The organism is Aliiroseovarius sp. YM-037, from assembly GCF_048060095.1.
GTDB lineage: Bacteria > Pseudomonadota > Alphaproteobacteria > Rhodobacterales > Rhodobacteraceae > JBLUOA01.
The window spans coordinates 1,018,636-1,043,728 of sequence record NZ_JBLUOA010000001.1 but is presented as its reverse complement, the minus strand read 5'-3'; the positions used below and the strand labels follow the sequence as shown (position 1 = coordinate 1,043,728).

At 61.4% G+C, this 25,093-nt stretch carries 25 protein-coding genes; 3 read left to right on the top strand and 22 right to left on the bottom strand.

Going from position 1 to position 25,093, the window contains the following annotated elements:
* Positions 1–3: 3 nt before the first annotated feature.
* The 15 genes from ACEWPJ_RS05060 to ACEWPJ_RS04990 all read right to left on the bottom strand — a co-directional run bounded on the left by ACEWPJ_RS05060 (position 4) and on the right by ACEWPJ_RS04990 (position 14,800).
* On the bottom strand, positions 4–699 hold the full coding sequence (locus tag ACEWPJ_RS05060) for an RraA family protein (protein WP_416511398.1): 696 nt from the start codon (positions 697–699) through the stop codon (positions 4–6).
* Positions 699–1,391: an alpha/beta fold hydrolase gene (locus tag ACEWPJ_RS05055; RefSeq protein ID WP_416511396.1), complete on the bottom strand. Its 693-nt coding sequence runs from the start codon at positions 1,389–1,391 to the stop codon at positions 699–701. The genes ACEWPJ_RS05060 and ACEWPJ_RS05055 overlap by 1 nt, the downstream gene beginning before the upstream one ends.
* A complete protein-coding gene (locus ACEWPJ_RS05050; protein ID WP_416511395.1) occupies positions 1,388–2,509 on the bottom strand; it encodes a cobalamin-independent methionine synthase II family protein in 1,122 nt (373 codons plus the stop codon). Before ACEWPJ_RS05050 ends, ACEWPJ_RS05055 begins: the two co-directional genes overlap by 4 nt.
* A 100-nt stretch (positions 2,510–2,609) precedes the next feature.
* The gene (locus tag ACEWPJ_RS05045) at positions 2,610–3,260 is read right to left on the bottom strand and encodes a class I SAM-dependent DNA methyltransferase (RefSeq protein ID WP_416511393.1); all 651 of its coding nucleotides are present in this window, start codon (positions 3,258–3,260) and stop codon (positions 2,610–2,612) included.
* The gene (locus ACEWPJ_RS05040; RefSeq protein WP_416511391.1) at positions 3,248–4,213 is read right to left on the bottom strand and encodes a cupin domain-containing protein; all 966 of its coding nucleotides are present in this window, start codon (positions 4,211–4,213) and stop codon (positions 3,248–3,250) included. The genes ACEWPJ_RS05045 and ACEWPJ_RS05040 overlap by 13 nt, the downstream gene beginning before the upstream one ends.
* Positions 4,214–4,315: 102 nt before the next feature.
* Positions 4,316–5,284 (bottom strand): nuclear transport factor 2 family protein, encoded by a 969-nt coding sequence (locus tag ACEWPJ_RS05035; RefSeq protein WP_416511389.1) that lies wholly within the window; start codon positions 5,282–5,284, stop codon positions 4,316–4,318.
* Entirely contained in the window at positions 5,281–6,300 is a 1,020-nt protein-coding gene (locus ACEWPJ_RS05030) for a LacI family DNA-binding transcriptional regulator (RefSeq protein ID WP_416511388.1), read from the bottom strand. Before ACEWPJ_RS05030 ends, ACEWPJ_RS05035 begins: the two co-directional genes overlap by 4 nt.
* On the bottom strand, positions 6,300–7,061 hold the full coding sequence (locus tag ACEWPJ_RS05025; protein WP_416511386.1) for an SDR family NAD(P)-dependent oxidoreductase: 762 nt from the start codon (positions 7,059–7,061) through the stop codon (positions 6,300–6,302). Before ACEWPJ_RS05025 ends, ACEWPJ_RS05030 begins: the two co-directional genes overlap by 1 nt.
* A complete protein-coding gene (locus tag ACEWPJ_RS05020; RefSeq protein WP_416511384.1) occupies positions 7,058–8,110 on the bottom strand; it encodes an ester cyclase in 1,053 nt (350 codons plus the stop codon). Before ACEWPJ_RS05020 ends, ACEWPJ_RS05025 begins: the two co-directional genes overlap by 4 nt.
* 68 nt (positions 8,111–8,178) lie before the next feature.
* Positions 8,179–9,507, bottom strand: coding sequence for a histidinol dehydrogenase (hisD, locus tag ACEWPJ_RS05015; RefSeq protein ID WP_416511382.1), 1,329 nt, complete (start codon positions 9,505–9,507; stop codon positions 8,179–8,181).
* Positions 9,504–10,046, bottom strand: coding sequence for an ester cyclase (locus ACEWPJ_RS05010; protein ID WP_416511381.1), 543 nt, complete (start codon positions 10,044–10,046; stop codon positions 9,504–9,506). The genes hisD and ACEWPJ_RS05010 overlap by 4 nt, the downstream gene beginning before the upstream one ends.
* A gap of 79 nt (positions 10,047–10,125) precedes the next feature.
* Positions 10,126–11,283 carry a carbohydrate ABC transporter permease gene (locus ACEWPJ_RS05005; protein ID WP_416511380.1) on the bottom strand — a complete coding sequence of 386 codons (1,158 nt, stop codon included), beginning with the start codon at positions 11,281–11,283 and terminating at the stop codon, positions 10,126–10,128.
* Position 11,284: 1 nt separating this feature from the next.
* The gene (locus ACEWPJ_RS05000; protein WP_416511379.1) at positions 11,285–12,307 is read right to left on the bottom strand and encodes a carbohydrate ABC transporter permease; all 1,023 of its coding nucleotides are present in this window, start codon (positions 12,305–12,307) and stop codon (positions 11,285–11,287) included.
* Between the two features lie 131 nt (positions 12,308–12,438).
* Positions 12,439–13,662 carry an ABC transporter substrate-binding protein gene (locus tag ACEWPJ_RS04995; RefSeq protein ID WP_416511377.1) on the bottom strand — a complete coding sequence of 408 codons (1,224 nt, stop codon included), beginning with the start codon at positions 13,660–13,662 and terminating at the stop codon, positions 12,439–12,441.
* Positions 13,663–13,747: 85 nt separating this feature from the next.
* Complete coding sequence (locus ACEWPJ_RS04990; RefSeq protein ID WP_416511376.1) at positions 13,748–14,800, bottom strand: ABC transporter ATP-binding protein; 1,053 nt, start codon at positions 14,798–14,800, stop codon at positions 13,748–13,750.
* A gap of 175 nt (positions 14,801–14,975) precedes the next feature.
* Between ACEWPJ_RS04990 and ACEWPJ_RS04985 the strand changes: the two genes are divergently transcribed.
* Positions 14,976–15,986: an ester cyclase gene (locus ACEWPJ_RS04985; protein WP_416511375.1), complete on the top strand. Its 1,011-nt coding sequence runs from the start codon at positions 14,976–14,978 to the stop codon at positions 15,984–15,986.
* Here ACEWPJ_RS04985 and ACEWPJ_RS04980 read toward each other — a convergent pair.
* The 6 genes from ACEWPJ_RS04980 to ACEWPJ_RS04955 all read right to left on the bottom strand — a co-directional run bounded on the left by ACEWPJ_RS04980 (position 15,983) and on the right by ACEWPJ_RS04955 (position 22,750).
* Positions 15,983–16,897 carry a hypothetical protein gene (locus tag ACEWPJ_RS04980; RefSeq protein ID WP_416511374.1) on the bottom strand — a complete coding sequence of 305 codons (915 nt, stop codon included), beginning with the start codon at positions 16,895–16,897 and terminating at the stop codon, positions 15,983–15,985. The two genes, ACEWPJ_RS04985 and ACEWPJ_RS04980, sit on opposite strands and share 4 nt — an antisense overlap.
* Complete coding sequence (locus tag ACEWPJ_RS04975; protein WP_416511373.1) at positions 16,894–18,210, bottom strand: TRAP transporter large permease; 1,317 nt, start codon at positions 18,208–18,210, stop codon at positions 16,894–16,896. The genes ACEWPJ_RS04980 and ACEWPJ_RS04975 overlap by 4 nt, the downstream gene beginning before the upstream one ends.
* A 5-nt stretch (positions 18,211–18,215) precedes the next feature.
* Positions 18,216–18,734, bottom strand: coding sequence for a TRAP transporter small permease (locus tag ACEWPJ_RS04970; RefSeq protein WP_416511371.1), 519 nt, complete (start codon positions 18,732–18,734; stop codon positions 18,216–18,218).
* A gap of 63 nt (positions 18,735–18,797) precedes the next feature.
* Complete coding sequence (locus tag ACEWPJ_RS04965; protein WP_416511370.1) at positions 18,798–19,772, bottom strand: TRAP transporter substrate-binding protein; 975 nt, start codon at positions 19,770–19,772, stop codon at positions 18,798–18,800.
* Between the two features lie 35 nt (positions 19,773–19,807).
* A complete protein-coding gene (locus tag ACEWPJ_RS04960; protein WP_416511369.1) occupies positions 19,808–21,052 on the bottom strand; it encodes an NAD(P)/FAD-dependent oxidoreductase in 1,245 nt (414 codons plus the stop codon).
* Between the two features lie 3 nt (positions 21,053–21,055).
* Entirely contained in the window at positions 21,056–22,750 is a 1,695-nt protein-coding gene (locus ACEWPJ_RS04955; RefSeq protein WP_416511368.1) for a thiamine pyrophosphate-binding protein, read from the bottom strand.
* 112 nt (positions 22,751–22,862) lie between these two features.
* Here ACEWPJ_RS04955 and ACEWPJ_RS04950 point away from each other — a divergent pair, with 112 nt between their 5' ends.
* Positions 22,863–23,582 carry a GntR family transcriptional regulator gene (locus ACEWPJ_RS04950; protein ID WP_416511366.1) on the top strand — a complete coding sequence of 240 codons (720 nt, stop codon included), beginning with the start codon at positions 22,863–22,865 and terminating at the stop codon, positions 23,580–23,582.
* Between the two features lie 12 nt (positions 23,583–23,594).
* On the top strand, positions 23,595–24,344 hold the full coding sequence (locus tag ACEWPJ_RS04945) for an aspartate/glutamate racemase family protein (RefSeq protein ID WP_416511365.1): 750 nt from the start codon (positions 23,595–23,597) through the stop codon (positions 24,342–24,344).
* A 3-nt stretch (positions 24,345–24,347) separates the two neighbouring features.
* Here ACEWPJ_RS04945 and ACEWPJ_RS04940 read toward each other — a convergent pair whose 3' ends face one another.
* Positions 24,348–24,980, bottom strand: a complete 633-nt coding sequence (locus ACEWPJ_RS04940) for a TetR/AcrR family transcriptional regulator (protein WP_416511363.1) — start codon at positions 24,978–24,980, stop codon at positions 24,348–24,350.
* Positions 24,981–25,093: the final 113 nt, after the last annotated feature.

Here is a 25,093-nt window from a genome sequence, read left to right as displayed (position 1 = left end):
CTGTCAGGTGCGGGCCTTTTCAAACGCGGCCCAGGCCGCCTCAAACGCGGCGAAGTCGAAGCCATCTTCTCGCGCAGGGTCCAGCACCAGTTTTTCGGTTTCAAGCAGCTTGGTGATCGCGCCGCCTAACACGCCAATCACATCCTCCGGCACCACTACAGCGCCGTGGCGATCCGCGTGCACAAGGTCGCCGGGGCGCACGGTCATGCCAAGGATGTTGACCGGGGTATTCAGTTCCCTCACATGGACGAACCCGTGGCTGGGGCCGACGGAGCCTGCGATGACGGGGAAGCCTTCCGGCAGGTCGCCAAGGTCGCGCATCACGCCATTGGTGAGCGCGCCGGACATGCCGAAGCCCTTATGAACGGTCGTATTGATCTCGCCCCAATAGGCGCCGATGCAGTCGGGGTAGTCCACGTCTTCGATCACGGCGACCGACGGTTGCGGTGCCTCGGCCATCTGGCCATAGTAGGCCATGCGCCGTTCGCGGATCACCTCGGGGGCTTCGTCCGGCGGGGCGAGCGCCGCGATCTTGGCGGTGGTGGCATAGCCGACAACGGCGGGTTCGGACGGGGCGCTGCACAGCATGGTGCCGCGGGTGAAGGCATCAAACCCGCGCTTGCCCTGTGCGACCTCGATCGCGTTGCAGACGGTCGGTGTATCGACGGAGCGGAGCAGTTCAAGCAGGGCGGTATCCATTAAGCCTCCAGCCAGCGGATCAGGGCCGCATTTGTGATTTCGGGTTGTTCGAGTGTCGGAAGATGTCCTGCCCCATCAATGACTTCTAGGGTGGAGTTCGGCAAAAGATCGTGCATCAATTCATGACGATGCACCGGGCACAAAGCGTCATCCTTGCCACACAGAACCAGCGCCGGGCCGGTGAAGGCGCGCAGGGTATCCTGCTGGTCAGGCCGGCTTTGCAGGGCGCGGGACTGACGGACGAAAACCTCCGGGCCCAGCGCCTCTGCCATCGCCATGCAAAGGTCGAGAATCGCGCCGCGATTGGGACCGTCGCTGAGGTAGTTCGGCTTCATCTCATCGCGCATGATGGTGCGAAGCTCCCCGCCCTCCACCCGCGCGATCTGGGGTTCGCGGCGGACCTTGATTTCATCGGCCTCGGCCTTGGGGTTCGTGTCGAGAAGCGCCAACCGTTCAACGCGGTCGGGGGCTTGGCGCAGCACCTCCATCGCGACGATGCCGCCCATGCTAAGCCCGCCAAGGGCGAAGCGGTCGGGCGCCCATCGCAAAACATCCTCGGCCAGCGCATCGACCGTGTCGTGGTCGTTAATCGGCGCGTGAAGGATCGGCCAGCGATGCGATAAGCCGTTGATTTGCGGCCCGAAAAGCCGGGCATCGCACATCATGCCAGGGATCAGGACAAGCGGTGTCATTTGACCAGCGCAGCCCCTTCGGCCAGTGCGCCGAGCTTGGCGAACGCGATTTCGGGATCGACCGCGCCAAAGCCCGCGAAGGTGCCAAAGCCGCAGTCAGACCCGGCGATCACGCGATCCACTCCCGCGATTTCCACAAATCTTTCAATGCGTTGCGCGACGAGGTTCGGGTGTTCTACAAAATTCGTAGTGGTATCCACCACACCCGGCACCAGCACCTTGTCGTCGGGAATATCGGCCTTTCGGTCGCGGAACACGGTCCATTCGTGGCCGTGGCGCGGGTTGGAGGTTTCGAACAGCACGTAGCGTGCATCGGTCGACATCAGCGTATCGAACATCTTCGACATCGGAATGTCGCAGACATGCGGGCCTTCGTAGTTGCCCCAGCAGATATGAACGCGCACGCGATCCTTCGGCACGTCGGATAGCGCGTGATTCAACGCCTCAACATGGGATTGTGCGACTTCGACAAACTCATCATCGCTGAGATCGGTAAACAACATATGACGCGACAGCGCCAGGTCGGGGCAGTCGAGTTGCAGATCAAGGCCAGAGGCGACGATGGTTTCGTATTCCGTCTTCATCGCGTCGGCCAAAGCGGCGAGGTATGCTTCGCGCGTTTTGTAGTGATCATTCTGCAAAAACAAAGAGATAACGCCCGGACTTGCAGCGTTCATAAAGCCGCGTTCAGCCCCGTGTTCGGCCATTGCCGCCTTGAGGTTGGCGATGTCCTTTTCAAGTTCGCCCTGACCCTTCGATTTCACCTCGCCCACGCACATGGGGCGGGCGTATTGGGGGGTGCCGCCATCGTCGGCCAAGCGTTTGAGAAAGCTCGGGAATTGCTTGAGGTCGGCGGGAGCGTTGCGGGGGCTGTCGCCGTCGAACCCGGTGTAGCGATCCTTGACGTAGGTCGCGTAGCTGATCTTGGAGGTTTCGCCGTCCGAAACGATATCCACCCCCGCATCCACTTGTTTTTTTACGGTTTCCGACACCGCACGGGTCATTGCGGCGTCAAAGGCGGCGGGGTCGTAAGGCTCCTCCCGCTCCCTTGCAAAGATGAAATCCACGACTTCTTGCGTGCGTGGGAGGGAGCCGACATGGGTGGTCAGAATGGACATCAAGGTCTCCTGATTTGGTATGCACGGGACGTGCACAGGGTGTGCATACAACGTGCATACGGCGTGCATACACTCGGCGCCGCCGGTGTCCGGCGACCTCTCATCCGGCGACCCCCGTCGCGGCGGCCGCATCGTCATCCTTCCGGGCCATCAGGACGGAGTGATCGCCGCAGGTCGGATCTTCGGCGACGAAGGCGGTCAGGCGCATTCCGATGGCTTCGAGTATCGTCGCGTATTCGGCGACCGAAAGGCTCGCGTGGTAGACGCTTTCGCCTTCGACGGTTCCCGTGACCTCTCCGGCCTGGGGGCCGACGGTGACCATCAACACACCGCCGGGGTTCAGGTGCCGGGCGAGGCGCGGCAGGCAGTCGCGCTGTTCGTCCGGCGTCAGGTGGAAAAAGCTGTTCCAGCCGACGATCCCGTCGAACCGATCCGGCAGATCAAACCCGCGCATGTCGGCCAGCCGCCAGTCGCCATCGGGCCAGCGCGACCGCGCCAGCGCCAGCAGCTTTTCGGAGAAGTCGGCACCGGTCAGGCGGAATTTCTCTCCGATCAGCCAACCCGCGATGGGCAGCCCGCCGCCGCACCCGACATCAAGCACCCTGCCCCCTTCGGGCAGCGCCGCGGCGAAGTGGCGAAGCCACCGCGCCTCGTGCAGGGCGCGCGACCGCTTGGCGTCATAGCTTTCGGCGTGACGCTCATAGACCGCGCGGGTGTCTTCGGACCGGGCCGGAGGGTTTACGGTTTCCATGTCGCCCCTGCTGCCTCACCCGTGGCCACGACGTGATACATCGCCGCCTCGCCCGTCATCGAAGGCACGGCGGAGTGGGTGAGGTTTTCCGGCACGCTCATCGTGTCGCCGGGGGCGAGGGTAGCGCTTCCGCCGTCCCATTCGACCCGCCAGTGACCCTTGACGGGCATCAGGACGCTGGGCTTGTCGTGGGCGTGTTTTTCTTCGCTGGCGGAAGCGCGGGTGATGAAATCAACCTCAAACCCCGGCTTGTCGCGGATCACGCCTTTTTCGCCGATCACCTTGGCGGGTTTCTTGTCGGAAATCGCCATCAGGTCGTTGTAGCGGCGCACGTAGCCACCGATCACCTGCATCGACGACGGCTCATCCACCTTCGCAAGCTCGTCTTCGGTCAGGACCGGCATCGGCTTCACCCCGCCAGGCAGATTCTGGCCCTTCTTGGTGTCGTAAAGCTTGCCGTTGTCGCCAAGGATCAAGCCGTGATCCTTCGCATCCTCGATCACCTGCGGCGCCCAGATCACGCCGCCCCCGGCATCGTCGCCGCCGAGGATCGCCATGATCATACCGTAATCGGTGCCGATGTTTTCGAACCCCCGGAAGATGTTGGTGGGGATGTTGAAGATGTCGCCTTCCTCCAGCACGACCTCGCCCGCGTCACCCCAACGACCCCAGAAAAACCGCCAGCGGCCCTTGAGGACATAAAACACCTCGGCCGTGCGATGGTTGTGGAGAGAGTTGCGGCAGTTCGGAGGCTGCCCCGCCGCCCCGATATTAAAGCCGTGCGGGATCGAGATATGGACGTGCTGGTCAGGCGATTCACTGACCCCGCCGCCAATGATCGTGAAGTTTTCCTTTTGATCGCTGCCCGGCGTGTGGGCGTCGATAAAGGCGGTTTTGCAGGGTTGCAGGTCGCCGTAGCGGACGATGCGGGCTTCCATTTCTGCGGGGGTCATGTCGGTCTCTCTTTCTCGTTGTCGCCCCGGGCTTGCCCCGGGGCCTTTGCGGTCATTCTTTGGACGGCCCCGGAGCGGGTCCGGGGCGGGCTGATCGGGGGGTCAGCCCGTCTGCAAGATAATCTGCTTCCAGATCGCGGTTTCGTCGTAGAGCGCGTATTCGCGGCGCAGGCCCCAGGGGCCGAACTCTGCGTGGCTCATCCCCATGATGTGCACGCGTTTGCCTGTGGGGGTGCCGAAGCTGCCCCAGCCGTCGTGCTTGCCGTCGAGCGACCAGCGGAGCGCGGCGCGGGGTGGCATCATCGGGTCGTCGCGGCCGATCACGTGGTGGATCTTGAACTCGGCCGAGGGGAAGGACGCGCGCAGGCCCATCCAGAATTCGTCGACCTGCCCATGTGACAGCGCGGTGACTCCGCCCGCGTATTCGCCGGTGACAGCGCGGTCGTATTCACTCGGGATCACGGTGAAATCGGCCCGCATGATCCGGGTCAGGATGTCGGCATATTCCGCGCCCCATTCGTTGTCATTGCCCGTGCCGGTATAGGGGCCGGGCACATCGTTTTCGGGCAGGTAGGGTTGCACACAGTTTTTCGGCCCGCCCTCGCGTTCGATCAGGTCGCGGGCATAGTCTTTCGGCTCCCACCCCAGCTGGCGCACGATGGCGCCCTGGTCGCGGATCAGCCATTCGTCGGTGATCTGGTTCGCCTTGGCATAGCAATCCGCGATAATCCGGTAGTGGAGCTTCTTCCCCGTCGGTTCGCCATAGACGCCCGGCTTGGCATGGGTCGCGGTCGAATGCAGCCGGTGAGAGCTGAGCAAGCCGTCATCGTTGCCCTCGCACCAGATGACGTCTTCGCCGAACAGCGTTCGATCGGGAAATTCGGCAAGCGTCGCCATAGTCGCCGCGATGACGCCCTTGTTGCCCACGACGATGGAGGACGGGGTGCGGACCGGGATTTCATCTCCGTAGTAATGGTCGAGCGTGGCGATGCCGCGATCTTCCCAGATTTCCTTGGTGATACCGATGATGTAGTCGGGAAAATCCCGCCACTTCGGATCAAAGCCTTTCATGTCGTTGGTCCTTCAGGTTTTCGGGCCGAACCGCGGGCGATCAGCGGGCCGTCAATGGCCACACGCCGAGGTTTGGCTTCGGGGTTATTGATGCGTGTCATCAGAATGTCGAGGGTTTCGGCGGCCATCCGGTTCGCAGGCTGGCGCACGGTTGTCAGGTCGTAGCTGGGCCAGGCGGCAAGCGTCACGTCGTCATATCCGACGACCGAGACATCCTCGGGCACACGAAGGCCGAGTTCGAACCGCAGCACGTCCATCACCGCAAAGGCCATGTGGTCATTGGCGACAAACACCGCATCGGGGCGGTCGGGGCCGGAGAACATGGTGCGCGCCGCTTCCTTCGCGGTTTCATAATTGAAATTGCCGACAGCGCGGGCGGCCAAGGTCTGCGCCCCGGCGGCAAGGCCCATCAGGAACCCGGTTTCCCGGTCGCGCTGGGTCGAGGCGCCCTCCCACCCCGCGATGTGGCCAATCCGCTGATGCCCGCCGCGCAGCAGATATTCGGCGAGCTTGCGGCCCCCCGCGACGTTATCGGACCCGACACCGGACAGCCGGTCATCATCCTGCTGGCGGTTGAACAGGACGATGGGGATGCCCGCCGCCTCGCACCGGGTCGTCAGGTCGTTCGACATGCCGACAGACGCCGCGATGATCCCGTCGACCTGATAGTCGAGCAATTCGTCGATCACTTTCTGCGTCGCTTCGCTGTCGTTCGAGGCCATGAAAACCAGCGCGTGATAGCCTTCGGCCTGAAGCGCGTTTGACAGTTTTTCGATGGCTTCCGGGTAGAATTGATTTTCAAGATAGGCGACGACCAGCCCGATGATCCGGCTTTTCCCGGTAATCAGCGACCGGGCAAGCACGTTGGGGCGATAGCCAAGCTCTGCCGCGACCTTGCGCACCTTGTCGGCGGTCTTTTTCGATACCGACGCACCCGGCGTAAACACCCGGCTGACCGCGGATTGGCTGACGCCTGCGCGTTCGGCAACCTGAAGGGATGTGACCTTGTCCGCCATCAGTCTGCCGTCCACCCCCCGTCGATCAAAAGCGATGTGCCCGTCACCAGCGCCGACGCATCCGAGGCAAGATAGGCGACCGCGCCCATGATATCCTCAACCTCGCCGACGCGGCCCAACTTGATCTTTTCGGCAATCCACGCAGCCCGTTCGGGGTTGTCAAAGGTCGACGCGGTCAGCGGAGTCTTGATGAAGGTCGGGCAGATCGTGTTGATCCGGATCTGGTCTGCCCCCCATTCGATCGCCATGGATTTCACCATCCCCTCCAACCCGTGTTTCGACGCGCAATAGACCGCGCGGTCAATACCGCCGACATGGCCCATCTGGCTGCTGATATGGATGATCGACCCGCCCTGCCCCTTGGCCTTCATGCCATGCGCCGCGCCGACCGACAGGAAGTAAGCCGCGCGCAGGTTCAGATTCATGACCGCATCGTAATCTTCCGGCGTCGTGTCCAGCGCCGCGCTATGCCGTGCCAACCCGGCAGAGTTCACGACGACATCGAAGCTTTGCCCCTTTAGCGCCGCCGTCAGCGCATCAAGGTCCGCCATATCCAGCGCCAGCGCCTCGGCGGACCAGCCCTCTGCCGCCATTGCATCGACGGTGGCTTGCAGTTTCTCGACACCCCGCGCCGCACAAACCACATGCGCCCCCGCCTCGGCCAGTGCCACGGCGCAGCCCTGCCCGATGCCCGAAGATGCGCCGGTGACAAGCGCGCGTTTGCCGTCAAGGCGAAGGGTCGGTGTGCGGGGAAGTGTCATGCGCTTAGTCCATCCGGTATGTCGATCGGCCCCATGTTCCGGGCCTTGTTGAATTCACGCAGCCGGGCAAAGACATCGACGCCAAGCTGCCAATAGGCGTCCAGAAGATCGACCAGAACCCAGTTTTCCCGGATCCGCCCCTCCTCCAGCCGCCAAAAGTCGAGCGACCGCATGGTGATCTTTTTCCCGGCGGGCGCAATCCCCATCCAGCCATCATGGGTTACGGTCTGGATCATATCGGGCCAACCGGTCACGGCGGCATAATCGCCATCGCCGAAAAAGTGATACTCGATCTCATCCACATATTGCCCACGATCCGGCATCGCGTTCAGAAACGGTATCTGGTGCCAGTTGCGAAAGCCCGAAATGCCGCGCCCGGTGCCGATCCCGGCGGGACCATACCAGTTCATGCGCGGGTGCCAGAAATGCTCCATCTCCATCACCTCGGGGCCGCCCTGCGAGGGGTGACGCTTGAGGCGTTCGAGCATGTCGATGATGTGCTGCATTGTCGCCACGCTCTGCTGCCCGTCATGCGGCCCCGGCACGATGCCATCGTTTGACGCTGGCCCCGGAACGCACCACTCGCGCCCAAGGCTCGGCGCCATTGGCCAGGCGCGGGCTTGCATCATCACCTCGGGGATGTCCCAAAGCGCCTGAAACTCCACGAGTTTGCCGTTCTCGAAGCGATAAAACTCGTGATACCTCATGTGAAGCAGATGCCCGGTCGGCGGAATGTCAAGCCACGGCGCGACGAATGTGCCGGTGTAAAACCCACCGCACCCAACCCAATCGGCACCTTCGGGCGTCGGGCCGGCCATCACGATCCAATCCCGCCGCTCCAGATCCGGTACGGCGGCCACAAGCGGCGCATAGGCGGCATCGTAGAACGCCCCCGGCCCGGCCAGATCGCCGAACGGGTGGCAATGGTGAAACACCGCATCCGGCGCGCATAGGGCATCAAGCGCCGTCCGCACGCTCGTCTCCGAAAAATCATAGAGCGCCGCACGAAGCGGCGCGATCAGGGTCTTGTGGGTGGTGTGGGCGTCCATTCTTAGGTCAGCTTCATCTTGCTAGAAATACTCTGGGGGAGGCGCGGCAGCGCCGGGGGCAAAGCCCCCTATTCCGCCGCCTCCCGATAGGGTGCACCTTCGCCGTAAGGCACATTAATCCCGCCATAACGGCGCACCCGGACATTGCATTGTTCGGCGTGGCCGACAAAACCTTCGAGCATACACAGGCGCGATCCGTATTCGCCAACGAGCGTCGCAGCCTCATCGGTCAGCACTTTCTGGTAGCTGTGGGTCTTCAGATACTTCCCGACCCAAAGCCCGCCGGTATAGCGCCCGGCCTTCTTCGTCGGCAGGGTGTGGTTCGTCCCGATCACCTTGTCGCCATTCGCGACATTGGTGCGCGGACCAAGGAACAGCGCGCCGTAGCAGGTCATGTTGTCGAGGAACCAGTCGTCCCGGTCGGTCATCACCTGCACATGTTCGGACGCGATGTCATCGGCAACGGCCAGCATTTCGTCGTAGGTTTCGCAGAGGATGACTTCGCCATAATCCTCCCAGCTCACCTTCGCGGTGCCGGCGGTCGGCAGGATTTTCAGGATGCGGTCGATTTCGGACAAAGTCTCCTCGGCCAGCTTGCGAGAGTTGGTCACGAGCACGGCCGGGGAGTTGTAACCGTGCTCCGCTTGGCCGAGGAGATCCGTGGCGCAGAGTTCCGCATCCACGGTGTCGTCCGCGATTACCATCGTTTCGGTCGGACCTGCAAAAAGGTCGATCCCGACGCGTCCGAACAACTGGCGCTTGGCCTCGGCGACGAAAGCGTTGCCTGGGCCGACAAGCAGGTGCACGGGGTCGATCGTTTCCGTCCCGATCGCCATCGCGCCGATCGCCTGGATTCCGCCCATCACGTAGATTTCGTGCGCACCGCCAAGGTGCATCGCGGCAATCACCGCGGGGTTCGGCTCTCCGTTGAAGGGGGGCGTTGCGGCGATGATGCGCGGCACACCAGCGACCGACGCCGTGGCGACGGACATATGCGCCGACGCCACCATCGGGAACTTGCCGCCCGGCACGTAGCAGCCGACGGATTGCACCGGGATATTCTTATGGCCAAGGATCACGCCCGGCAGCGTTTCCACCTCGATATCCAGCATCGAGTCCCGCTGCGCCTGCGCAAAATTCCGCACCTGTTCCTGCGCGAACTTGATGTCGGCCATTTCGCGGTCTGAGACTTTGGCCATCAGCGCTTCGATCTCGGACTCGCTGAGGCGGAAGGATTTGGGGGAGTAGTTGTCGAACTTCTCCGAAAGGTCCCTCACCGCAGCATCGCCACGGGTTTCGATGTCCTTCAGCGTCGCCTCGACCACCGCGCGGGTCTTTGCGTCATCCTCGGCGCGGGCGTCTTCGGCTTTGCCACGTTTCAAGTATTCAATCGTCATACCATTTCCTCGGTTTTCGGGCGGGGCGGTGTTTTCTCGCCCCGGTCAAAGGTTTCCCAGCCGTGGCCGTTGAACACATCAACGCCAAGCTGTGCCAGAACATGCGGAAAATCGACCATCACCCAGTTGTCGGTGATCTTGCCGTCTTCGACTTTCCAGAAATCCATGTAGCGGATATCGACCCGCTTACCGGTCGCGGCGACACCCATAAAGTCGCCGCTATGGGTCGCTTCCTGCCGACCAAAGGCGGCGGCCCATTCGCCCATGTAAAGCCGCGCTTCGTCCACGCAGACCTTATCGGAAAATGCCGCCTGAAACGGGCGTTGCCAGTTGTTCTGAAATTCGCGCAGGCCGGTTTTGGTGCCGCAGCCCTGATTGCCCATCCAGCGAAAGGTTTCCGAAAAGAAATCGCCGATATCCGCGATCCGGTGGTCGTTCAGCCCGTCCACCATGTTTTCGATCACCGCGCGGGTTTCCGCGGTCTTGCTCATGTCCGTGTCGCGGCTAAGAACCGCTTGTTCGGGGCGGGAGCCTTTCATGTGGTCATAGTCCTTGTTGAACCCGCCGGAGCCTCCGGCGGGGATATTTTCAGAAAGATGAAGTTGGCAGTGGGCATCGTCAGCCTTTCACCGCTCCGGCGGTCAGGCCGCTTACGATCTGGCGCTGGAACACCATCACCAGCAAGAACAGCGGCGCGGTAATCGACACGGCGGCGGCGATCGCTTCGACCTGATCGGTAGTGGTGGTTTCGCGGTTGAAGTAGCCCGCGATGGCCGGAACCATCGTCTGGTTCTGCGCGTCAAGCAGCAGCGAGGTCACGAGGAAGTCGTTATAGCCCAGAAGGAAGCTGAACAGACCCGTCGTGATGACCCCCGGCCACATGACCGGCATGATGACCCGGCGGAACGCCTGGAAGTGTGAACAGCCATCGACGCGGGCGGCTTCGTCCAGTTCGGTCGGGATATTGTGGAAGAAGCTGCGCAGCATCCAGATCGTGAAAGGCTGGTTGATCGCGACAAGCACGGCGATGACGGCATAGGGCTGCCCGTATAGGGTCGGGGCCGAGTCGCCAAAGATCGGGCGCAGGATTTCGGCGGAGTTGATGAACACCGGCAGATAGCCCGCGACCAGCACCGAATGCGGCAGCGCCCGGAAGATCAGCGCGAGTATCAGCAGCCAGAACGCGAGGTTCGAGCCAGACCGCGCAAGGCCATACCCGGCCAGCGTGCCAACTGTCAGCGACACCGTCACAACACCCGCCGTCACCAACAGGGAGTTCAGGAAGTTGCGGTAGAATTCGTTATCGACCCAAACGCTTTGATAGTGCTGCGTCGTCAGGCCAAGGATCGGTTGCCCCAGCGGCCCGGTGATCGCGTTCAGCCCGGAAAGGACCGCTGGCAGGATCACGAAGAACACAACGATGAAGGCGACGGCGAAACCGATGACCGCAATGATCCACCCAAGGATCACGGTCCCCGGCTGGGTAAAGCGTGACACCATCTGCGGCAGGCGGCCCATCGCGAATTTGAACGACCACCACAGGACCAGCAGGCCGACGATGATGTCGATGATCGACAGGCCGTTGCCGTCGGCCCGTGTCGCCGGGCCAAAGACCACGTCAAGCGGGTTCGACGCGAAGGCATCGACCGGGGACTTGAAGCTCATCACTGCGATCCAGAAGATCGGGAAGGCGGCAAGCAAACACCAGAAGATCAGGAAACCGGCAGAGCCGAGGCGAAGCGCGAGCGATTGGCGCATTGACTTGGGCGTCGACATATCAGTGGCTCCCTTTGTGGTCGCGCCAGGTGCGCTTGAGAAGTGGGATCAGCAGGAAGACAATCCCGATCATGGTGAGCATGGCGCTTGCAGACGCCCGACTGATTGCGCGGTTGCCCGCATCGTCCGGTGTCAGGAAGTCATAGGTCAGCCATTGCAGAGAGATCACATGCGCCTGGCTGCGGAAGCCCACGATTTCTTCGAACACGCGGTAGCAGTCCATCAGGTGGATCAGCGCGATGAAGATGATGAGCGGCATCAGGTGTGGCACGATCACATAGCGCAGGCGTTCCCAGCGGCTTGCCCCGTCGATGATCGCGGATTCGAGCGTGTCCTGGTTTACCGTCTGAAGGCCCGCGTAGAAGATCACGAAGGCAAAGGGCGCCACGTGCCAGACGCGGTAGAACAGCATCAGCAGTTCGATCGTCCACGCCTGCGCAAACATCGCGATGTCCTGCCCCGTCCAGCGTTCAAGCGTAGCGGTCAGGATGCCGTCCCCGACGAACAACCAATAAATCGACAGCGCGCCGATCACCGGCGTGATGATAAAGGGCAAGAGCGATATAAAGATCACCGGCCCCCTCAGTGATTTCGCCGCATTATTGACGGCAAGCGCAATGGCTAGCCCGACAACGATCACCAGAGGCAGCGTGAGAAGCGTAAAGGTCAACGTGAACCTCAGCGCCTTCCAGAAGTCGATATTCATCAACTGGCCCCAGCTTCCGTTGGCCAGCGCCTCTTTCACGCGGCCAAGTTCGAGGACGTTGCGGTAACTTTGCAGCCCGACGAAGCTGGTTTCCGTTTTGATCTTGCCGTCCTCGCCCATGACGGGGCGGCTTTTGACCTCGGTCACGCAGGTCGCGGTCGGGAAGCCGGGGGTGCAGGTTTCAACCTCCACCTGCTCAAAAACGGGTTGGGTATTGTAAAAGCTTTGCGAGAACACGCTGATCAGCGGTAGCGCGATAAAGACCAGCATCATGAAGAGCGACGGTCCGACAAAGGCAGCGAATGTCTTGAATTTCATGGGCGTGGCCCTTCCGTAGATCAGGTCGGTTCAAGTCTGGACTTAGCGCGGGGCACTTTGCGTCTGCCCCCGGCAAAACCCGGACCGTTGCGAGGGTGAGAGGGCAGCGCACCGCCCTCTCACGTCTGTCGTTAGTCGGCGATCAGGCCGGCCTCTTTCGCGGAGGTGAGGTATGCGTCCTCAATCCCGGCAAGCGTGGTCGCGGCATCTGTCGCGCCTGTCAGGAAGTCGCTGACGCCGTTGCCGACTGCGGTGTGCATCAGGCCCATTGCCGATGTGGACGGGTAAGCCGCAGCACCCGGCTGTGCCTGAAGGGTCGCGATTGCGCCTTCGGCCAGACGGTTCGGCTCATACCCCGGGATCAGCCAGATGGCCGCGCCGTTATTCGCCTGCACCATTTCGGTGTCGAGCCCTTCGAGGATCAGCTTGAACGCGGCCTCAGCCTCTTCGTCCGTGATGTTGGCGGCGATTACAACGCCATCCCACCAGATCGTCGTGGCGGGCGGACCACCTTCCATCGCGGTCGGTGCAGCGGCGGTGTTCACCTTGCCAACGACCTGGCTTTCGCCTTCGAGGTCCATCGCAGATGCGCGGCTGGCCCAGAGGTTCGCCATCGCAATTTTTTCCTGCTGGAACTGCTGCTGAACGTAGGTGGAGTCAGACACAAGGAATTCCGGGTCGGCGTATTCCGTCATCCGCTTCATGGTTTCCAGCGCATTCACGCCAGCCTCATTGTTCAGCGTCGGCATGTTCGCGTCGTCCACGAACTGACCGCCGTAGCCGAGGAATATGTTGTTGAAATCCTGCGCGAGGTTCCAGCCGGATTTCATCGTGACGCCAAGGGCATGATCAACAAGACCGGCCTCTTCGATCTTATCGGCAGCGGCAAAAACTTCGTCCCACGAGGTCGGAACCTCAAGGCCGAGGTCTTCAAAGATGTCGGCGCGATACATCAGGTGCTGCGTATTCACCATCATCGCAATCGCCATGATCTTGCCGTCAATCGTGATCAGCTGGTTCGGCGACAGATCTTGGCCGAATTCAGCAACAAGATCGTCGAGCGGACGGATCAGCCCTTCGTTCAGCAGCGGGGTGATTGTGCCGTTCGACACGCCGCCGATGTGATAAAGCGACGGGTTCGTCGCAAAGGCGGATGGCTGCTTGGTGCGGAATTCCTGATCAAGCTCGGCTTCGAAATTGCCACACTCTGCCATGGCGTCAGCCACGGCTTTCCATGCCTCGAAACCGGCCGACAGCATGCTGATCGGTGTCTGGTTTTCGTAGGAACAGGCCGCATACGCCCCCGTCCCCATAAGCGAGATCGCCCCCGCCATCACTAGTTTCTTCAAGTACATTATGCAGTCTCCCTGTGCATGTGCTGGGTGCAGCTTCGAAGCCTGCACCACTTCGTTACCGGCAAAACGCCGGGTTATTCAGGGGCTAGGACGCCCCTATTCTTGTCCCTGTCTCCCTATCAAACAGGTGACAAATCGTGGTCGGGACAGAGAATGAGACGTTATCGCCAATCTCGGCCCGATAATCCTTGTGCGCTTTGACAGAGACCATCTGCCCGCCCGCGCGGACGGTCAGCATGGTCGCGTCGCCAAGCAGTTCGATGGTGTATAAGGGCCCGTTGACCTGCCCGGTGGTTTCGGACACTTCGGCGTCTTCCGCACGGAAGCCCAGCGTAATGGGGCCATCTGGCGCGGACAGGCCGCTGATTTCGACGTTCTTGCCGGTGAAGGTGCCGCCCTGCATCTCGCCATCCATCAGGTTCATCGCGGGAGAGCCGATAAAGCTCGCCACAAAGGTATTCACGGGGTTGTCATAGATGTCGGTCGGAGTGCCCACCTGCTGCACGACGCCGGCTTTCATCACCACGACGCGGTCGGCGAGCGTCATCGCCTCAATCTGGTCGTGAGTCACGTAGACGGTCGTGACTTTCAGTTCATGGGACAGGTTCTTGATCTGCGCGCGGGTCGAAACCCGCAGTTTGGCGTCGAGGTTCGACAGCGGTTCGTCCATCAGGAACACCGAGGGTTTGCGAACGATGGCGCGGGCAAGGGCCACGCGCTGCCGCTGGCCACCGGACAGTTCGGCAGGCTTGCGGTGCAGGAAGTCGGTGAGTTCGACCATCTCAGCCGCCCGCATCACCCGTTCGTCATGGGTGGCGGGATCGGCCTTACGCACCTTCAGCGGAAAGCGGATGTTTTCGTAGACGTTGATATGCGGATACAGCCCGTAGGACTGGAACACCATCGCCACGTCGCGGTCTTTCGGGTCAAGGTCGTTGACCACACGGTCGCCGATCCGGATCTCGCCCTCGGTTGCGTCTTCAAGCCCTGCGATCATGCGCATGGTTGTCGTCTTGCCGCAGCCGGACGGGCCGAGCAAAACAAGAAATTCTTGGTCCGCGATGGTCAGGTCAAAGTTATCGACACCGACGAAAGCGCCCCATCGCTTGGACAGGTTTTTAAGTTGAATCTCGGCCATGAGCCCCCCTGGACAGATGCTGGCGTGTGAACGTGACGCACATTTTTGCATACGTTTGCGATAAGGCTAGACTCTCCTGCGACATTTTGGCAAGCTATTTTTGCAAACGTATGCAAAAACCATGTGGCGTTACATGAACTCAGCATCCTAGCGTGTTGAAAAGGTATAAAAAATAATGCGCGACTTTCAGGCAGAAAAACAACTCATCCGCGACTATTACGATGCGCTCGACACTGCGGACGACGCAGACATCGCCGCTGAAATCGGCAGAATCACAGGCCCGGAATACCGCTGGCGCGGCTATCATCCGTTTGGGGAACTGACCGGTGCCGAAGCTGTGGCGGAACAGTTCTGGCGCCCGCTTCGCAGCGCCCTTCGCCGCCTGCAACGGCGGCAGGATGTGTTTTTCGCAGGACAGAACGAAATGGACGCAGGCGGCGTCTGGGTTGTGTCGATGGGCAACCTCATGGGCCTGTTCGACGCGCCGTGGTTGGGGATCGCGCCGACGGGCAAAATGACCATTCTACCCTATTGCGAATTCAACCGTATCGAAGGTGGGCAGATCACCGAAACCGCAATGTATTTCGACATCCCGCATCTGATGGTTCAGGCGGGCCTGTCGCCCTTCCCGCCCCAAACCGGCGCGCATGTGATGCAGCCGAGCCCTGCCCCGCATGACGGGTTACTATTCGGCCCCCACGACCCGGCGGAGGCGGAGCAGACGCTCGCCACGATGAACCGGATGATCAACGATATAGGGCGCTGGAACTCTGGCCTGCCGCTGACCGAAGAACTCGCCCGAAGCTGGCACGACGATATGATCTGGTGGGGGCCGTGCGGCATCGGCGCCACCTACACGATCGAGCGCTATGCGGCGCAACATTCGGGCCCCTTCCGCGCAGGGTTCACGGATCGAACAAAGACAAAGCACGTCTGCCGTCTGGCCGAAGGGCATTATGGCGGCTTCTTCGGCTGGCCGAACTTCACCGCGCGGCCGACCGGTGGTTTCATGGGGATGCCCGCGACCGACAAGGCAGGCGAATTCCGTGTGATCGACATCTATCGGCGCGACGGCGACAAGCTGGCCGAGAATTGGGTGTTCATCGACCTGCTGCATTTCTGGATGCAGCAGGGGGTCGACATCCTTGGACGGACAACCGGAATTGCCGCAGGTGCTAAGCCCTAACGCCGCCCGAACACCAGCGGCGTCGCATACATCGGAAACTGATAAAGCGCGACGAACAACGCGAAGACCGGGTCGAATGGCAACGCCGCAAGGTAAAGCGCGACCGTGCGGTTACCCCACATCAGCCCCAGCGCCCCCGCCGTCGCGCCGCCAAGTGCCGGGCGCGACATAGCGGCCACGACGATATTCGCGCCGAAGTTCAGCAGCACCGCAAACGCCAGCACCGCCAGCGCCAGTCCGGGCCGCGCGAAAACCAGCGGCCCGACCCCATCAAACAAAGGGATCACGAAAAGCACCATGCCAATCGCGGAAATGCCATCAAATTCCGTCTTGCGGGCGGCTATTGCGGCCCCGCCCAGTGCCAGACGGATCGCAATGCCAATGGCCAACCCGCCAAGGATCATCCGGCTGAGGCTGAACATCAGATCAATCGCAGGCGGCGCATCCGTGCCGGGCAGAAGCGCCGCGATCATCACCGGGCCGATCAGGGGTGTCAGAACGGTGGCGACCAAAGTCACCTCTAACGCGCGACGGGCATCGAACCCGAGGATAAAGCACAACCCGGCGGCAGACGATATCGGCGGCGCCAGCGCAAACAAGATCGCGGCGGCGGTGAAACTGTCGGGCATCCCGACCAAAGGCAGCACCACCGCCAGCAGCCCCGCCGTCACCGGCATCAGCAGCGCCGTCAGGATGACAAGCAACATGACAAGCCGAGGCGATGCAAAGCCGCGCATGAATGCCCGAAGCTCCATCCGGGCAACGGAAAGGCCCAACACCAGCGCGATCAGGGCGGGTAAAAGCGGGCGCAGAAGCGCGGACAGCGCCGGCAGAAAGACCGCAACCAGGCAGCCGATCAGCAGAACCCAGCGCGCCCTCTCCCCTATCCAGCCAAGGGGTCCGGCGATCATCCGGCGCCTCGCACCTCTCGCATATTCTCGGGCAGGTAGGTTGCAAGTTCCGGCATGAAGATCAGCACGAACACCATCAGCACCATGATCCCGAACAGCGGAAGGGCCGTGCGGGCGATATAGCCCATCTCGTGATGGGTCATGCCTTGCATCACGAACAGGTTGAACCCGATGGGCGGTGTGATCTGCGCCATCTCGACGACCACGACGATGAAGATGCCGAACCAGATCAGGTCGATCCCGGCGGTTTCCACCATCGGCTGCACGATTGCCATCGTCAGAACGACGGATGAAATACCGTCAAGGAACATGCCAAGCACGATGTAGAACAGCATCAGCGCGATCAGCAGGGCGAAGCGCGACAGCTCCAGCGCCTCGATCCATTGGGCAAGTGCGCGCGGCAGGCCGGTAAAGCCCATCGCGAGCGTCAGCGCCGCCGCCCCCAACAGGATCAGCGCGATCATCGCCGAAGTCCGCGTCGCACCAAGCAGGCTGTCAATAAACGTGTGAACCGTCAGTGACCCCTGCGCCGCCGCAAGGATGAGAGAGCCGATAACGCCGATCGCCGCCGCCTCGGTCGCGGTGGCATAGCCGCCATACATCGACCCGATCACCGCGAGGATCAGCAGGATGATCGGGATCAGAAACCGCGATTCCTTCAGTTTTTCACCAAAGCTCATCCCCTTGCCAATATCCGGCACTTCGGATCGGCGCAGGACCGACCAGCCAGCGACATATGCCATGAACATCCCGGCCAGCAAAAGCCCCGGCAGGATGCCCGCCATGAACAGTTTTGAAATCGAAACCTCAACCGACACGCCATAGACGATCAGCGTCAGGGAGGGCGGGATCATCAGCCCCAGCGTCGCCGCCCCGGTCAGGGTGCCGATAATCATGTATTCCGGGTAGCCGCGCTTGCGCAGTTCCGGGATCGACATCTTGCCAACGGTCGTCAGCGTCGCGGCCGAAGAACCCGAGACCGCTGCGAAGATCGTGCAGCCGACGATATTCGTATGCACCAGCCCACCCGGTAGCCGTGCCATCCATGGGGCGAGGCCGCGGAACATATCCTGCGACAATCGACTTCGATAAAGGATCTCGCCCATCCAGATGAACAGCGGCAGGGCTGTCAGGGTCCAGCTTGAACTTGACGACCAGATTTTCGTCAGCATCGCATCGCCTGCGGGGCGGGTCGTAAACATCTCCAGCCCCAGATAGGCAACGCCAAACAGCGCAAGGCCGACCCAGACACCTGTGCCAAGCAGCAGGAACAGCGCGAAAAGAAATAGGAGAACGAGATAGACTTCCTGCATCTCAGCTACTCCATATGCGCATCAATCGCGTCTTGCGAGATGCCGTGTTTGCCGGTGAACAGCAGTTGAACAAGGTGGTCGATAAAGGCGATTGCCAGAACGACGGTGCCCAGACACATCGCCAACTGCGGAATCCACAGGGGCGTTGCGTCCTGCCCTTGGCTGATGTCTTTGAACTTGTAGGACCAATAGGTCATCTTGATCGCGTAGTAGGCGAAAAAGACCGACAGGAAGGTGCCGATGGAAAAGCACCAGATTTCCCCCCATTTGCGGTATTTGCCCATTATGCCCAGCAGCAGGCTGACCCGGATATGGCTGCCCGCGTTCAGGGCGTAGGCGAAGGCCAGGAAGGATGCCGCGGCCATGCAATAGCCTGCGTAGTCGGGCGCACCGGAAAAAACCTCTCCGGTCCAGCGGGCGACCATCTGCACCACGATCAGTATCAGGATGCCGATCAAGCAAAGTGCCGCAAGTATTCCGCAAGACAGATATAACCCGTCCAGCGTGCGTCGGATCATGCGCATCGTCCCCTCCCGCTTTGTTGGTGGGCCGCCCCCGGATCACACCGGGGGCCGCCGGATCATGTTTTATTCTGCGTTGAACGCATCAACGATGGCCTGACCGGCTTCGCCAGCTTGCTCCAGCCACTCAGCGGTCATCGTTTCGCCAAAGCCGCGAAGCTCTGCCTTCAGTTCTTCGCCAGCCGGGCCAACGGTCATCCCGTTTGCGGCAAGCTCGCTCATCGTGAAGTCGGTGTATTGGATCGACCGCCACAAACCCGCGTAGGCCGCAAGCGATGCGCACCCGTTGATGACGTTCTGCGTCGGCTCATCCAGACCGTTCCACGCGTCCATGTTCACGAAAACGTAGTTACGCGGCAGCCAGGCGTCGACTTCGTAGAAATGCGACAGGCTTTCCCACACTTTCCGGTCATACCCGGTTGAGCCGGAAGAGATCATCGACTCTGCAACGCCAGTTGCAAAGGCTTGGCTGATCTCGGCCGCTTCGATCGTCACCGGCAGCATGCCCGCCAGCTCGGCAATCCGGGCGGTCGCGTTGTTGTATGAACGGAACTTCAGCCCCTCCATATCCGCGACGGAGTTCACTTCCTTGTTGAAGTAAAGCCCCTGCGGCGGCCATGGCACGGAATAAAGCAGGTGCAAGTTCTGGCTCGCCAGAAGCTCTGTCAGCGGGCCTTCGGCGGCCTGCCACAGCTTGTCGGAATCCTCGAACGATGTGGCGAGGAAGGGGATGGAGTCAAAGCCGAACAGCGCATCTTCGTTCTGGTGGCCCGACAACAGCCGTTCCCCGATCAGCGCCTGACCGGTCTGCACCGCACGCTTGATTTCAGCACCCGCAAACAGCGATCCACCCGGATGGGTCACAAGCTCCAGCGCACCGCCGGTTCCTTCGGTCACGCAGGTCGCAAACTCCGCGCCAGTGGCCGAATGGAAGTTCGTGGCCGAATAGGCCATCGGCATGTCCCATGTCTCGGCAAAGCTGGCCGTGGCCGACAGGGCCATACTGGCGGTCACGCCAAGCGCCAGAGTTTTGGTTGTCATGTTTCTTGTCATTTTCTTCTCCCGTTGGTTGGTTATTATGCGAACCGTGCCGGATCAAAGGCTGACAGGTCCAGATTGGTCCCCTTATTGCTCATCAGGTCCGCGATCAGCCGACCCGTTTTTGGCCCACCCGTCAACCCTATGTGTTGATGGCCAAATCCTGAAAATACTCCGGTGCCGTTGATTTCCCCGATCAGGGGCAGGCTGTCTGTCGTGGCGGGGCGATGGCCCAGCCACTCTTCCTCGTCTTCCCACGTCATGTCGGGGAAGGTCTGTTTTATCATCCGCCGCAGAAACGCGAGCGGCGCTTTGGAGGCCGGGGCATCCAGCCCGCCAAACTCCACCACGCCAGCGCAGCGCATGCCATCTTCCATCGGAGTCGCCACAAACTTCCCCGCCGCGATCATCGCAGGCGACCGAAGCATCTTTGACGGTGATTTCAATACGATATGGTAGCCGCGTTCTGATTCCAGCGGCACCTTCAGCCCCAGTTTTTTTGCGAGCGGCTTTGACCAGACCCCGGTGGCCAGCACCGCACCATCGCAGGCTATCCGGCCCTGATCGGTCACGACGGCGACGATGCGCCCATCTTTCAGGTCAACATCTTCCAGCGTCGCCTGACGAACGGTGCCGCCTTCGGCCCTCAGCACATCGGCAAGCGCCATGACGTATTTGCCGGGTGACCGGATATGGCCGTGGTTTTTCATCACGGCGAGCAGGCCCGTCTCCGGCCCGAACGCGGGATCATACTCCTGCACTGCACCGCCTTGGATCATCTCCGGCACAAACCCGGCCTCTCGCCGCAGACCCCATGTGTAGGAATCCGCATCAAACGCCGCCTGATCGCGATAGGCAAAGACATAATCGCTTTCGGTCACCCAACGCTCCGCACTGGTGCCTTTGACCAGCGCTTTGTGTTGCTCGACTGAATCACCGACGATCAGTTCAAGTCCCTTGGAAATCCGGCGCGTGTCGGCGTCATTCGCATGGGCGAGGTATTTGATCAGCCAAGGCGCAAGGCGCGGCAGATAGGACCAGCGCAGGAACAGAGGAAAGTTCGGGTCAAACAGCAGCTTTGGCCCCTTCACCGCAAGACCCGGCGTCGTCACCGGAACGACCGCCGCTGACGCGAGCACACCACCGTTGCCGAAGGACGTGCCCTGCCCCGGCTCCCCGCGATCAATGACCGTGACATCCTTCCCGGCACGCCGCAGCCAGATCGCCGTCGACATACCGACAATGCCAGCACCGATCACGACGATTTGCTGCCCGTCCGCCATCCCTTACCCCATCCAGCGCCGCACAGGCGCGTTGGTTTCTTCAAGCGGTTGGCAGATCACATCAACCAGTGTCGGCCCGTCATGCGCCACCGCCTCTCGCAGAGTTTTCACAAGGTCGCCGGGGTTTTCAACACGCCACGACTTCACGCCATAGGCAGCCGCGACTGCCGCCTGATCGACCCGGTTGAAATCGACGTTGTAATAGCGCTTGTCGGTGTCGGCCATCTGGCTGGCCTTGATCCATCCGAAATTCGCGTTGGAGAAGACAACGTATGTGATCGGCGCGCGGCAGCGCGTGATGGTCTCCAATTCTCCCGCCGTGAAACCGAATGACCCGTCGCCCATCAGCGCCACGATCTTGCTGTCGGGCCGCCCGAACCACGCGCCAAGCGCCGCGGACAACGAATAGCCCAGCGCGCCATGCGCCCGGTTGGTGATGAAATACCGCCCCGGTTTAGGCAGTTGGTAATAGGCCGAGAAATAGGGGCAACTTGTGCCGGGGTCCGACAGAACCGTTGCATCCTCAGGCAGCACCTCCATTAGCGCCGCGATCACCCGTTCGGGCCGCATCGGGGTTTCGTCCGACGCCGCGAACCTATCGAAGATCTCAAACTTCCGCCGCTTGATATCCTCCACCGCCTCCGCGCCGCCGAAAGTCGCCGCACCCTGCCCGCGTTTGTCGAGCACGGCGTTGACCTCCGCCAGCGCCAACCGCAGATCGGCGACCACGCCGACCTCCGTTGGGTAATTCGCGCCGATCACCATCGGGTCGCTGTCGAAATGCACGATCCGCGCGCCGGGCTTCGGTGCTTCCCAGCGGGACGTCGTCGTCGATCCCGCGCGGCAGCCCATGAAGATCACAAGGTCCGCCGCCTCCATCGCTTCCCATGTCTGATCCGTACCGCCGTTCGACCCGACAACGCCCAGCGCCTGTGCGTGCGTTTCGGCGAGCGATCCCTGCCCCGAAATCGACGTGGCGACGGGAATGTCCAGCCGGGTCGCAAGGCGCGACAACTCCTCCTCCGCGCCCGCAATAACAACCCCACCACCGCAAACAATCAGCGGAGATTTCGCCGACAGGATCGCATCGACCGCCGCCTCTGCCGCGCCGGGTTCGGGGGCGGCGGGATAGGCCGGGAAGGTCGCATGTTTCGGATCGGCCCAGATATCGGACGCATCGACCGGGTCGTATTGAATGTCATAGGGCAGCCCCAAATGCGCCGCCCCCGGACGCCCCGTCGTCATCGCCCGGAACGCGGTGCGCACCATGCGCGGGATATGCGCGGCCTGCTTGATAACCGTGTTCCACTTGGTCAGGGGGCGCATCAGCGCATCCTGATCGACCTCGGTCAGCGGGTATTTCCCGTATGAGCCAACCGATATATCCGTGGTGATCCCCAGCACGGCATAAGAACTCTCACTCGCTTCGATCAGTCCCGGCAGGATATAGGTCGCACCACCACCCGATGGCCCCTCGCACACGCCAACGCGGCCCGTCACGCGGGCATAGGCGTCAGCCATGTAAGTGGCGGATCGTTCATCGCGGGTCAGCACATGGGTGATCCCGTGATCCAGCCGGTGCATCGCGTCATAGAACGGCAGGGTCGTGTCCCCGCATAAGCCAAAGATGTGCCGGACGCCCTGCGCCTCCAACATACGGACCATTGCCTCTGCCCCGTTCAGACTATTTGACGCCATGATCCCCCGCCAGCTTTGCCCATAAGAGTCTGTGATTCTACGCTGATCCCAAAATTGTATACAGATAAATATTCATCTGTGAAGACAAATTCCTTGCGAGGCGTGGAAAGCTATGCAAACTGAACCCAGCCGAACAGGAATCGTCATGGCGAAATCGGAAAGCAGCGTTGACCGGATCTACGACCATCTGCGCAAGATGGCGGTGAACTTCGAATTCAAACCCGAAGAACGGATCAACGAAAGCGCCCTCTCCGCCGATCTGGGCGCATCCCGCACGCCGCTGCGCGAGGCGTTGAACCGTCTGGTCGCCGAAGGCTTCCTGACCTTCAAGAACGGGCGCGGGTTCTTCTGCCGCGCCCTCAGCCCCACCCGGATCATGGAGCTTTACGAGGCCCGCATCGCCATCGAATGCGAAGCGCTGCGCCGCGCCATCGAACGCGCGACCGACGAACAGCTCGCCGGGCTCAGCGACTACCTCGACCGGGTTGAGGAAACCTACAAATCCTGCCGCGACCTCACCAAATTAATCGAGATGGATGAGGAGTTTCATTTCCGCATCGCGGAACTGTCGAACAATTCAGAATTCCTGCGACTGATGGAAAACATCAACGACCGCATCCGCTATGTGCGGATCATCAACCTCGACATGCTGATCCGAAGCGAGGGCGAGGCAGGCGCGCTGTCCTCCCACCGCGTATTGCTGAATGCCGTGCTGTCGCGCGACGCGGACGAGGCGGTGAAGGTCATGCGCGGCCATATCGAACGCAGGCGCGAACAGGTGACGGAAACCGTCCGCCGCGCCTATTCCCAACTTTATGTTCCGGTGAACTGAAAGGATAGCGCCATGTCAGTCGAATATGGTGGAAAGACAGTCTTTGGCGCGACGGTCGGCGTGATGATGCTGGAAACGCAGTTTCCCCGCATCTACGGCGACATCGCCAACGCGAATACATGGCCCTTCCCGGTGCAATACCGGATCGTCCCCGGCGCGACGCCCGACAAGGTCGTGCGGCAAGACCCCCGACTGCTGGTCGATGGCTTCATCACCGCCGCCCATGACCTCGTGAAACATGGCTGCGACGGGCTTACGACGAATTGCGGTTTCCTTGCGCTGATCCAGGACCAGATCGCCGAAGCGGTGCCGGTCCCGGTCGTGACCTCATCCCTGATGCAGATTTCGATGGTCGACAAGACGCTTCCCAAAGGCAAGCGCACCGGGGTCATCACGATTTCAAAGGAGTCGCTGACCGAAGCGCATCTTGAGGCTGCCGGTGCCCCGCTCGACACGCCCATCGTCGGCACCGACAACGGGCGGGCCTTCACCCACGGCATCCTCGACGATCAGCCCAGCATGGATTTCGCGGCCTGTCGGCTCGATCTGCTCGACGCCGCGAAAGAGCTTGTGACGACCCACAACAATATCGGGGCCATCGTGCTGGAATGCACGAACATCACACCCTATGCCAACGACATCCGCAAGCTGACCGGCCTGCCGGTCTATTCGATCTACACGCTGGTCAGGTGGTTCCATCAGGCGCTGGTGCCGGATCGCTTTGACGTTCGGCTGGACGATCCGACGCTGAACCTCGCCTGATGTTTACGCGGGCAAGCCATGCCGCGCCCGGAACACCGCAATCTCTTCGGCATCCGGCGCGACGCCTGTGAAAACCTCGACATAGGCGGGCATCCGGTCGATCCGCTTCGCAACCGGCTCGCTCACCATCATCGAGATATAGCCGACCTGCGTGTAAAGCACCGTCCACGCCCGCGTCGTCGCCTGATCCGGCGCATAGCCGAACCGTTCAAACATCGCCTTGACCGCTGCAAAACGCCGCCCGTCTGCCGCATCCACCCGGACCCGGACGCTCGCATCATTCTGCGCCCAATTGCGGATCGCGTGGTCGAGGCGTGAATCGAACTTCTCCGCATCAATCCAACAATCAAACAGGTTGAACATCGCCGCGTTGATACCGTCCGCCGCAACTTCGGTCTTGGCGATCAGGTTGCCGGTGTTCTTGTCTTCCCACAGCGCCACGATCGCCGCCAGCAGCGCATCGCGATCCTCAAAATGCCAGTAAAAGCTGGTTCGCGACAGGCCCAGCGCCTTCGCAATCGGCATGACCCGCACCGCATCGACCCCGCCATCGACAAGCGCCTGATACGCCGCCGACACCCACAGATCCGCCGACCCGCGCCAGCCGCTTTGCTTTTCGGGCTTCAATTGCTCCATCCCTTGGGCCTACCGGGAACCGCGCGTGCGCACAAGAAAACTTGACACATATGTCTTTTTCTCAGGACAGTTCCCGCACGCGACCCGACTCGCCCGGCCCCCGGTTAGGAACC

What these genes read in the sequence shown, in the direction of transcription:
- ACEWPJ_RS05010 (WP_416511381.1), bottom strand. Translation starts at nt 10,046, where the DNA reads ATGAAAGGCTCCCGCCCCGAACAAGCGGTTCTTAGCCGCGACACGGAC.
- ACEWPJ_RS05060 (WP_416511398.1), bottom strand. Translation starts at nt 699, where the DNA reads ATGGATACCGCCCTGCTTGAACTGCTCCGCTCCGTCGATACACCGACC.
- ACEWPJ_RS04955 (WP_416511368.1), bottom strand. Translation starts at nt 22,750, where the DNA reads ATGGCGTCAAATAGTCTGAACGGGGCAGAGGCAATGGTCCGTATGTTG.
- ACEWPJ_RS04950 (WP_416511366.1), top strand. Translation starts at nt 22,863, where the DNA reads ATGCAAACTGAACCCAGCCGAACAGGAATCGTCATGGCGAAATCGGAA.
- ACEWPJ_RS05000 (WP_416511379.1), bottom strand. Translation starts at nt 12,307, where the DNA reads ATGAAATTCAAGACATTCGCTGCCTTTGTCGGACCGTCGCTCTTCATG.
- ACEWPJ_RS04995 (WP_416511377.1), bottom strand. Translation starts at nt 13,662, where the DNA reads ATGTACTTGAAGAAACTAGTGATGGCGGGGGCGATCTCGCTTATGGGG.
- ACEWPJ_RS04980 (WP_416511374.1), bottom strand. Translation starts at nt 16,897, where the DNA reads ATGATCGCCGGACCCCTTGGCTGGATAGGGGAGAGGGCGCGCTGGGTT.
- ACEWPJ_RS04945 (WP_416511365.1), top strand. Translation starts at nt 23,595, where the DNA reads ATGTCAGTCGAATATGGTGGAAAGACAGTCTTTGGCGCGACGGTCGGC.
- ACEWPJ_RS05025 (WP_416511386.1), bottom strand. Translation starts at nt 7,061, where the DNA reads ATGACACTTCCCCGCACACCGACCCTTCGCCTTGACGGCAAACGCGCG.
- ACEWPJ_RS04985 (WP_416511375.1), top strand. Translation starts at nt 14,976, where the DNA reads ATGCGCGACTTTCAGGCAGAAAAACAACTCATCCGCGACTATTACGAT.
- ACEWPJ_RS05055 (WP_416511396.1), bottom strand. Translation starts at nt 1,391, where the DNA reads ATGACACCGCTTGTCCTGATCCCTGGCATGATGTGCGATGCCCGGCTT.
- ACEWPJ_RS05050 (WP_416511395.1), bottom strand. Translation starts at nt 2,509, where the DNA reads ATGTCCATTCTGACCACCCATGTCGGCTCCCTCCCACGCACGCAAGAA.
- ACEWPJ_RS05005 (WP_416511380.1), bottom strand. Translation starts at nt 11,283, where the DNA reads ATGTCGACGCCCAAGTCAATGCGCCAATCGCTCGCGCTTCGCCTCGGC.
- ACEWPJ_RS05035 (WP_416511389.1), bottom strand. Translation starts at nt 5,284, where the DNA reads ATGAAAGGCTTTGATCCGAAGTGGCGGGATTTTCCCGACTACATCATC.
- ACEWPJ_RS04940 (WP_416511363.1), bottom strand. Translation starts at nt 24,980, where the DNA reads ATGGAGCAATTGAAGCCCGAAAAGCAAAGCGGCTGGCGCGGGTCGGCG.
- ACEWPJ_RS04990 (WP_416511376.1), bottom strand. Translation starts at nt 14,800, where the DNA reads ATGGCCGAGATTCAACTTAAAAACCTGTCCAAGCGATGGGGCGCTTTC.
- ACEWPJ_RS05040 (WP_416511391.1), bottom strand. Translation starts at nt 4,213, where the DNA reads ATGACCCCCGCAGAAATGGAAGCCCGCATCGTCCGCTACGGCGACCTG.
- ACEWPJ_RS05045 (WP_416511393.1), bottom strand. Translation starts at nt 3,260, where the DNA reads ATGGAAACCGTAAACCCTCCGGCCCGGTCCGAAGACACCCGCGCGGTC.
- ACEWPJ_RS04970 (WP_416511371.1), bottom strand. Translation starts at nt 18,734, where the DNA reads ATGCGCATGATCCGACGCACGCTGGACGGGTTATATCTGTCTTGCGGA.
- ACEWPJ_RS05030 (WP_416511388.1), bottom strand. Translation starts at nt 6,300, where the DNA reads ATGGCGGACAAGGTCACATCCCTTCAGGTTGCCGAACGCGCAGGCGTC.
- ACEWPJ_RS04960 (WP_416511369.1), bottom strand. Translation starts at nt 21,052, where the DNA reads ATGGCGGACGGGCAGCAAATCGTCGTGATCGGTGCTGGCATTGTCGGT.
- ACEWPJ_RS04975 (WP_416511373.1), bottom strand. Translation starts at nt 18,210, where the DNA reads ATGCAGGAAGTCTATCTCGTTCTCCTATTTCTTTTCGCGCTGTTCCTG.
- hisD (WP_416511382.1), bottom strand. Translation starts at nt 9,507, where the DNA reads ATGACGATTGAATACTTGAAACGTGGCAAAGCCGAAGACGCCCGCGCC.
- ACEWPJ_RS05020 (WP_416511384.1), bottom strand. Translation starts at nt 8,110, where the DNA reads ATGGACGCCCACACCACCCACAAGACCCTGATCGCGCCGCTTCGTGCG.
- ACEWPJ_RS04965 (WP_416511370.1), bottom strand. Translation starts at nt 19,772, where the DNA reads ATGACAACCAAAACTCTGGCGCTTGGCGTGACCGCCAGTATGGCCCTG.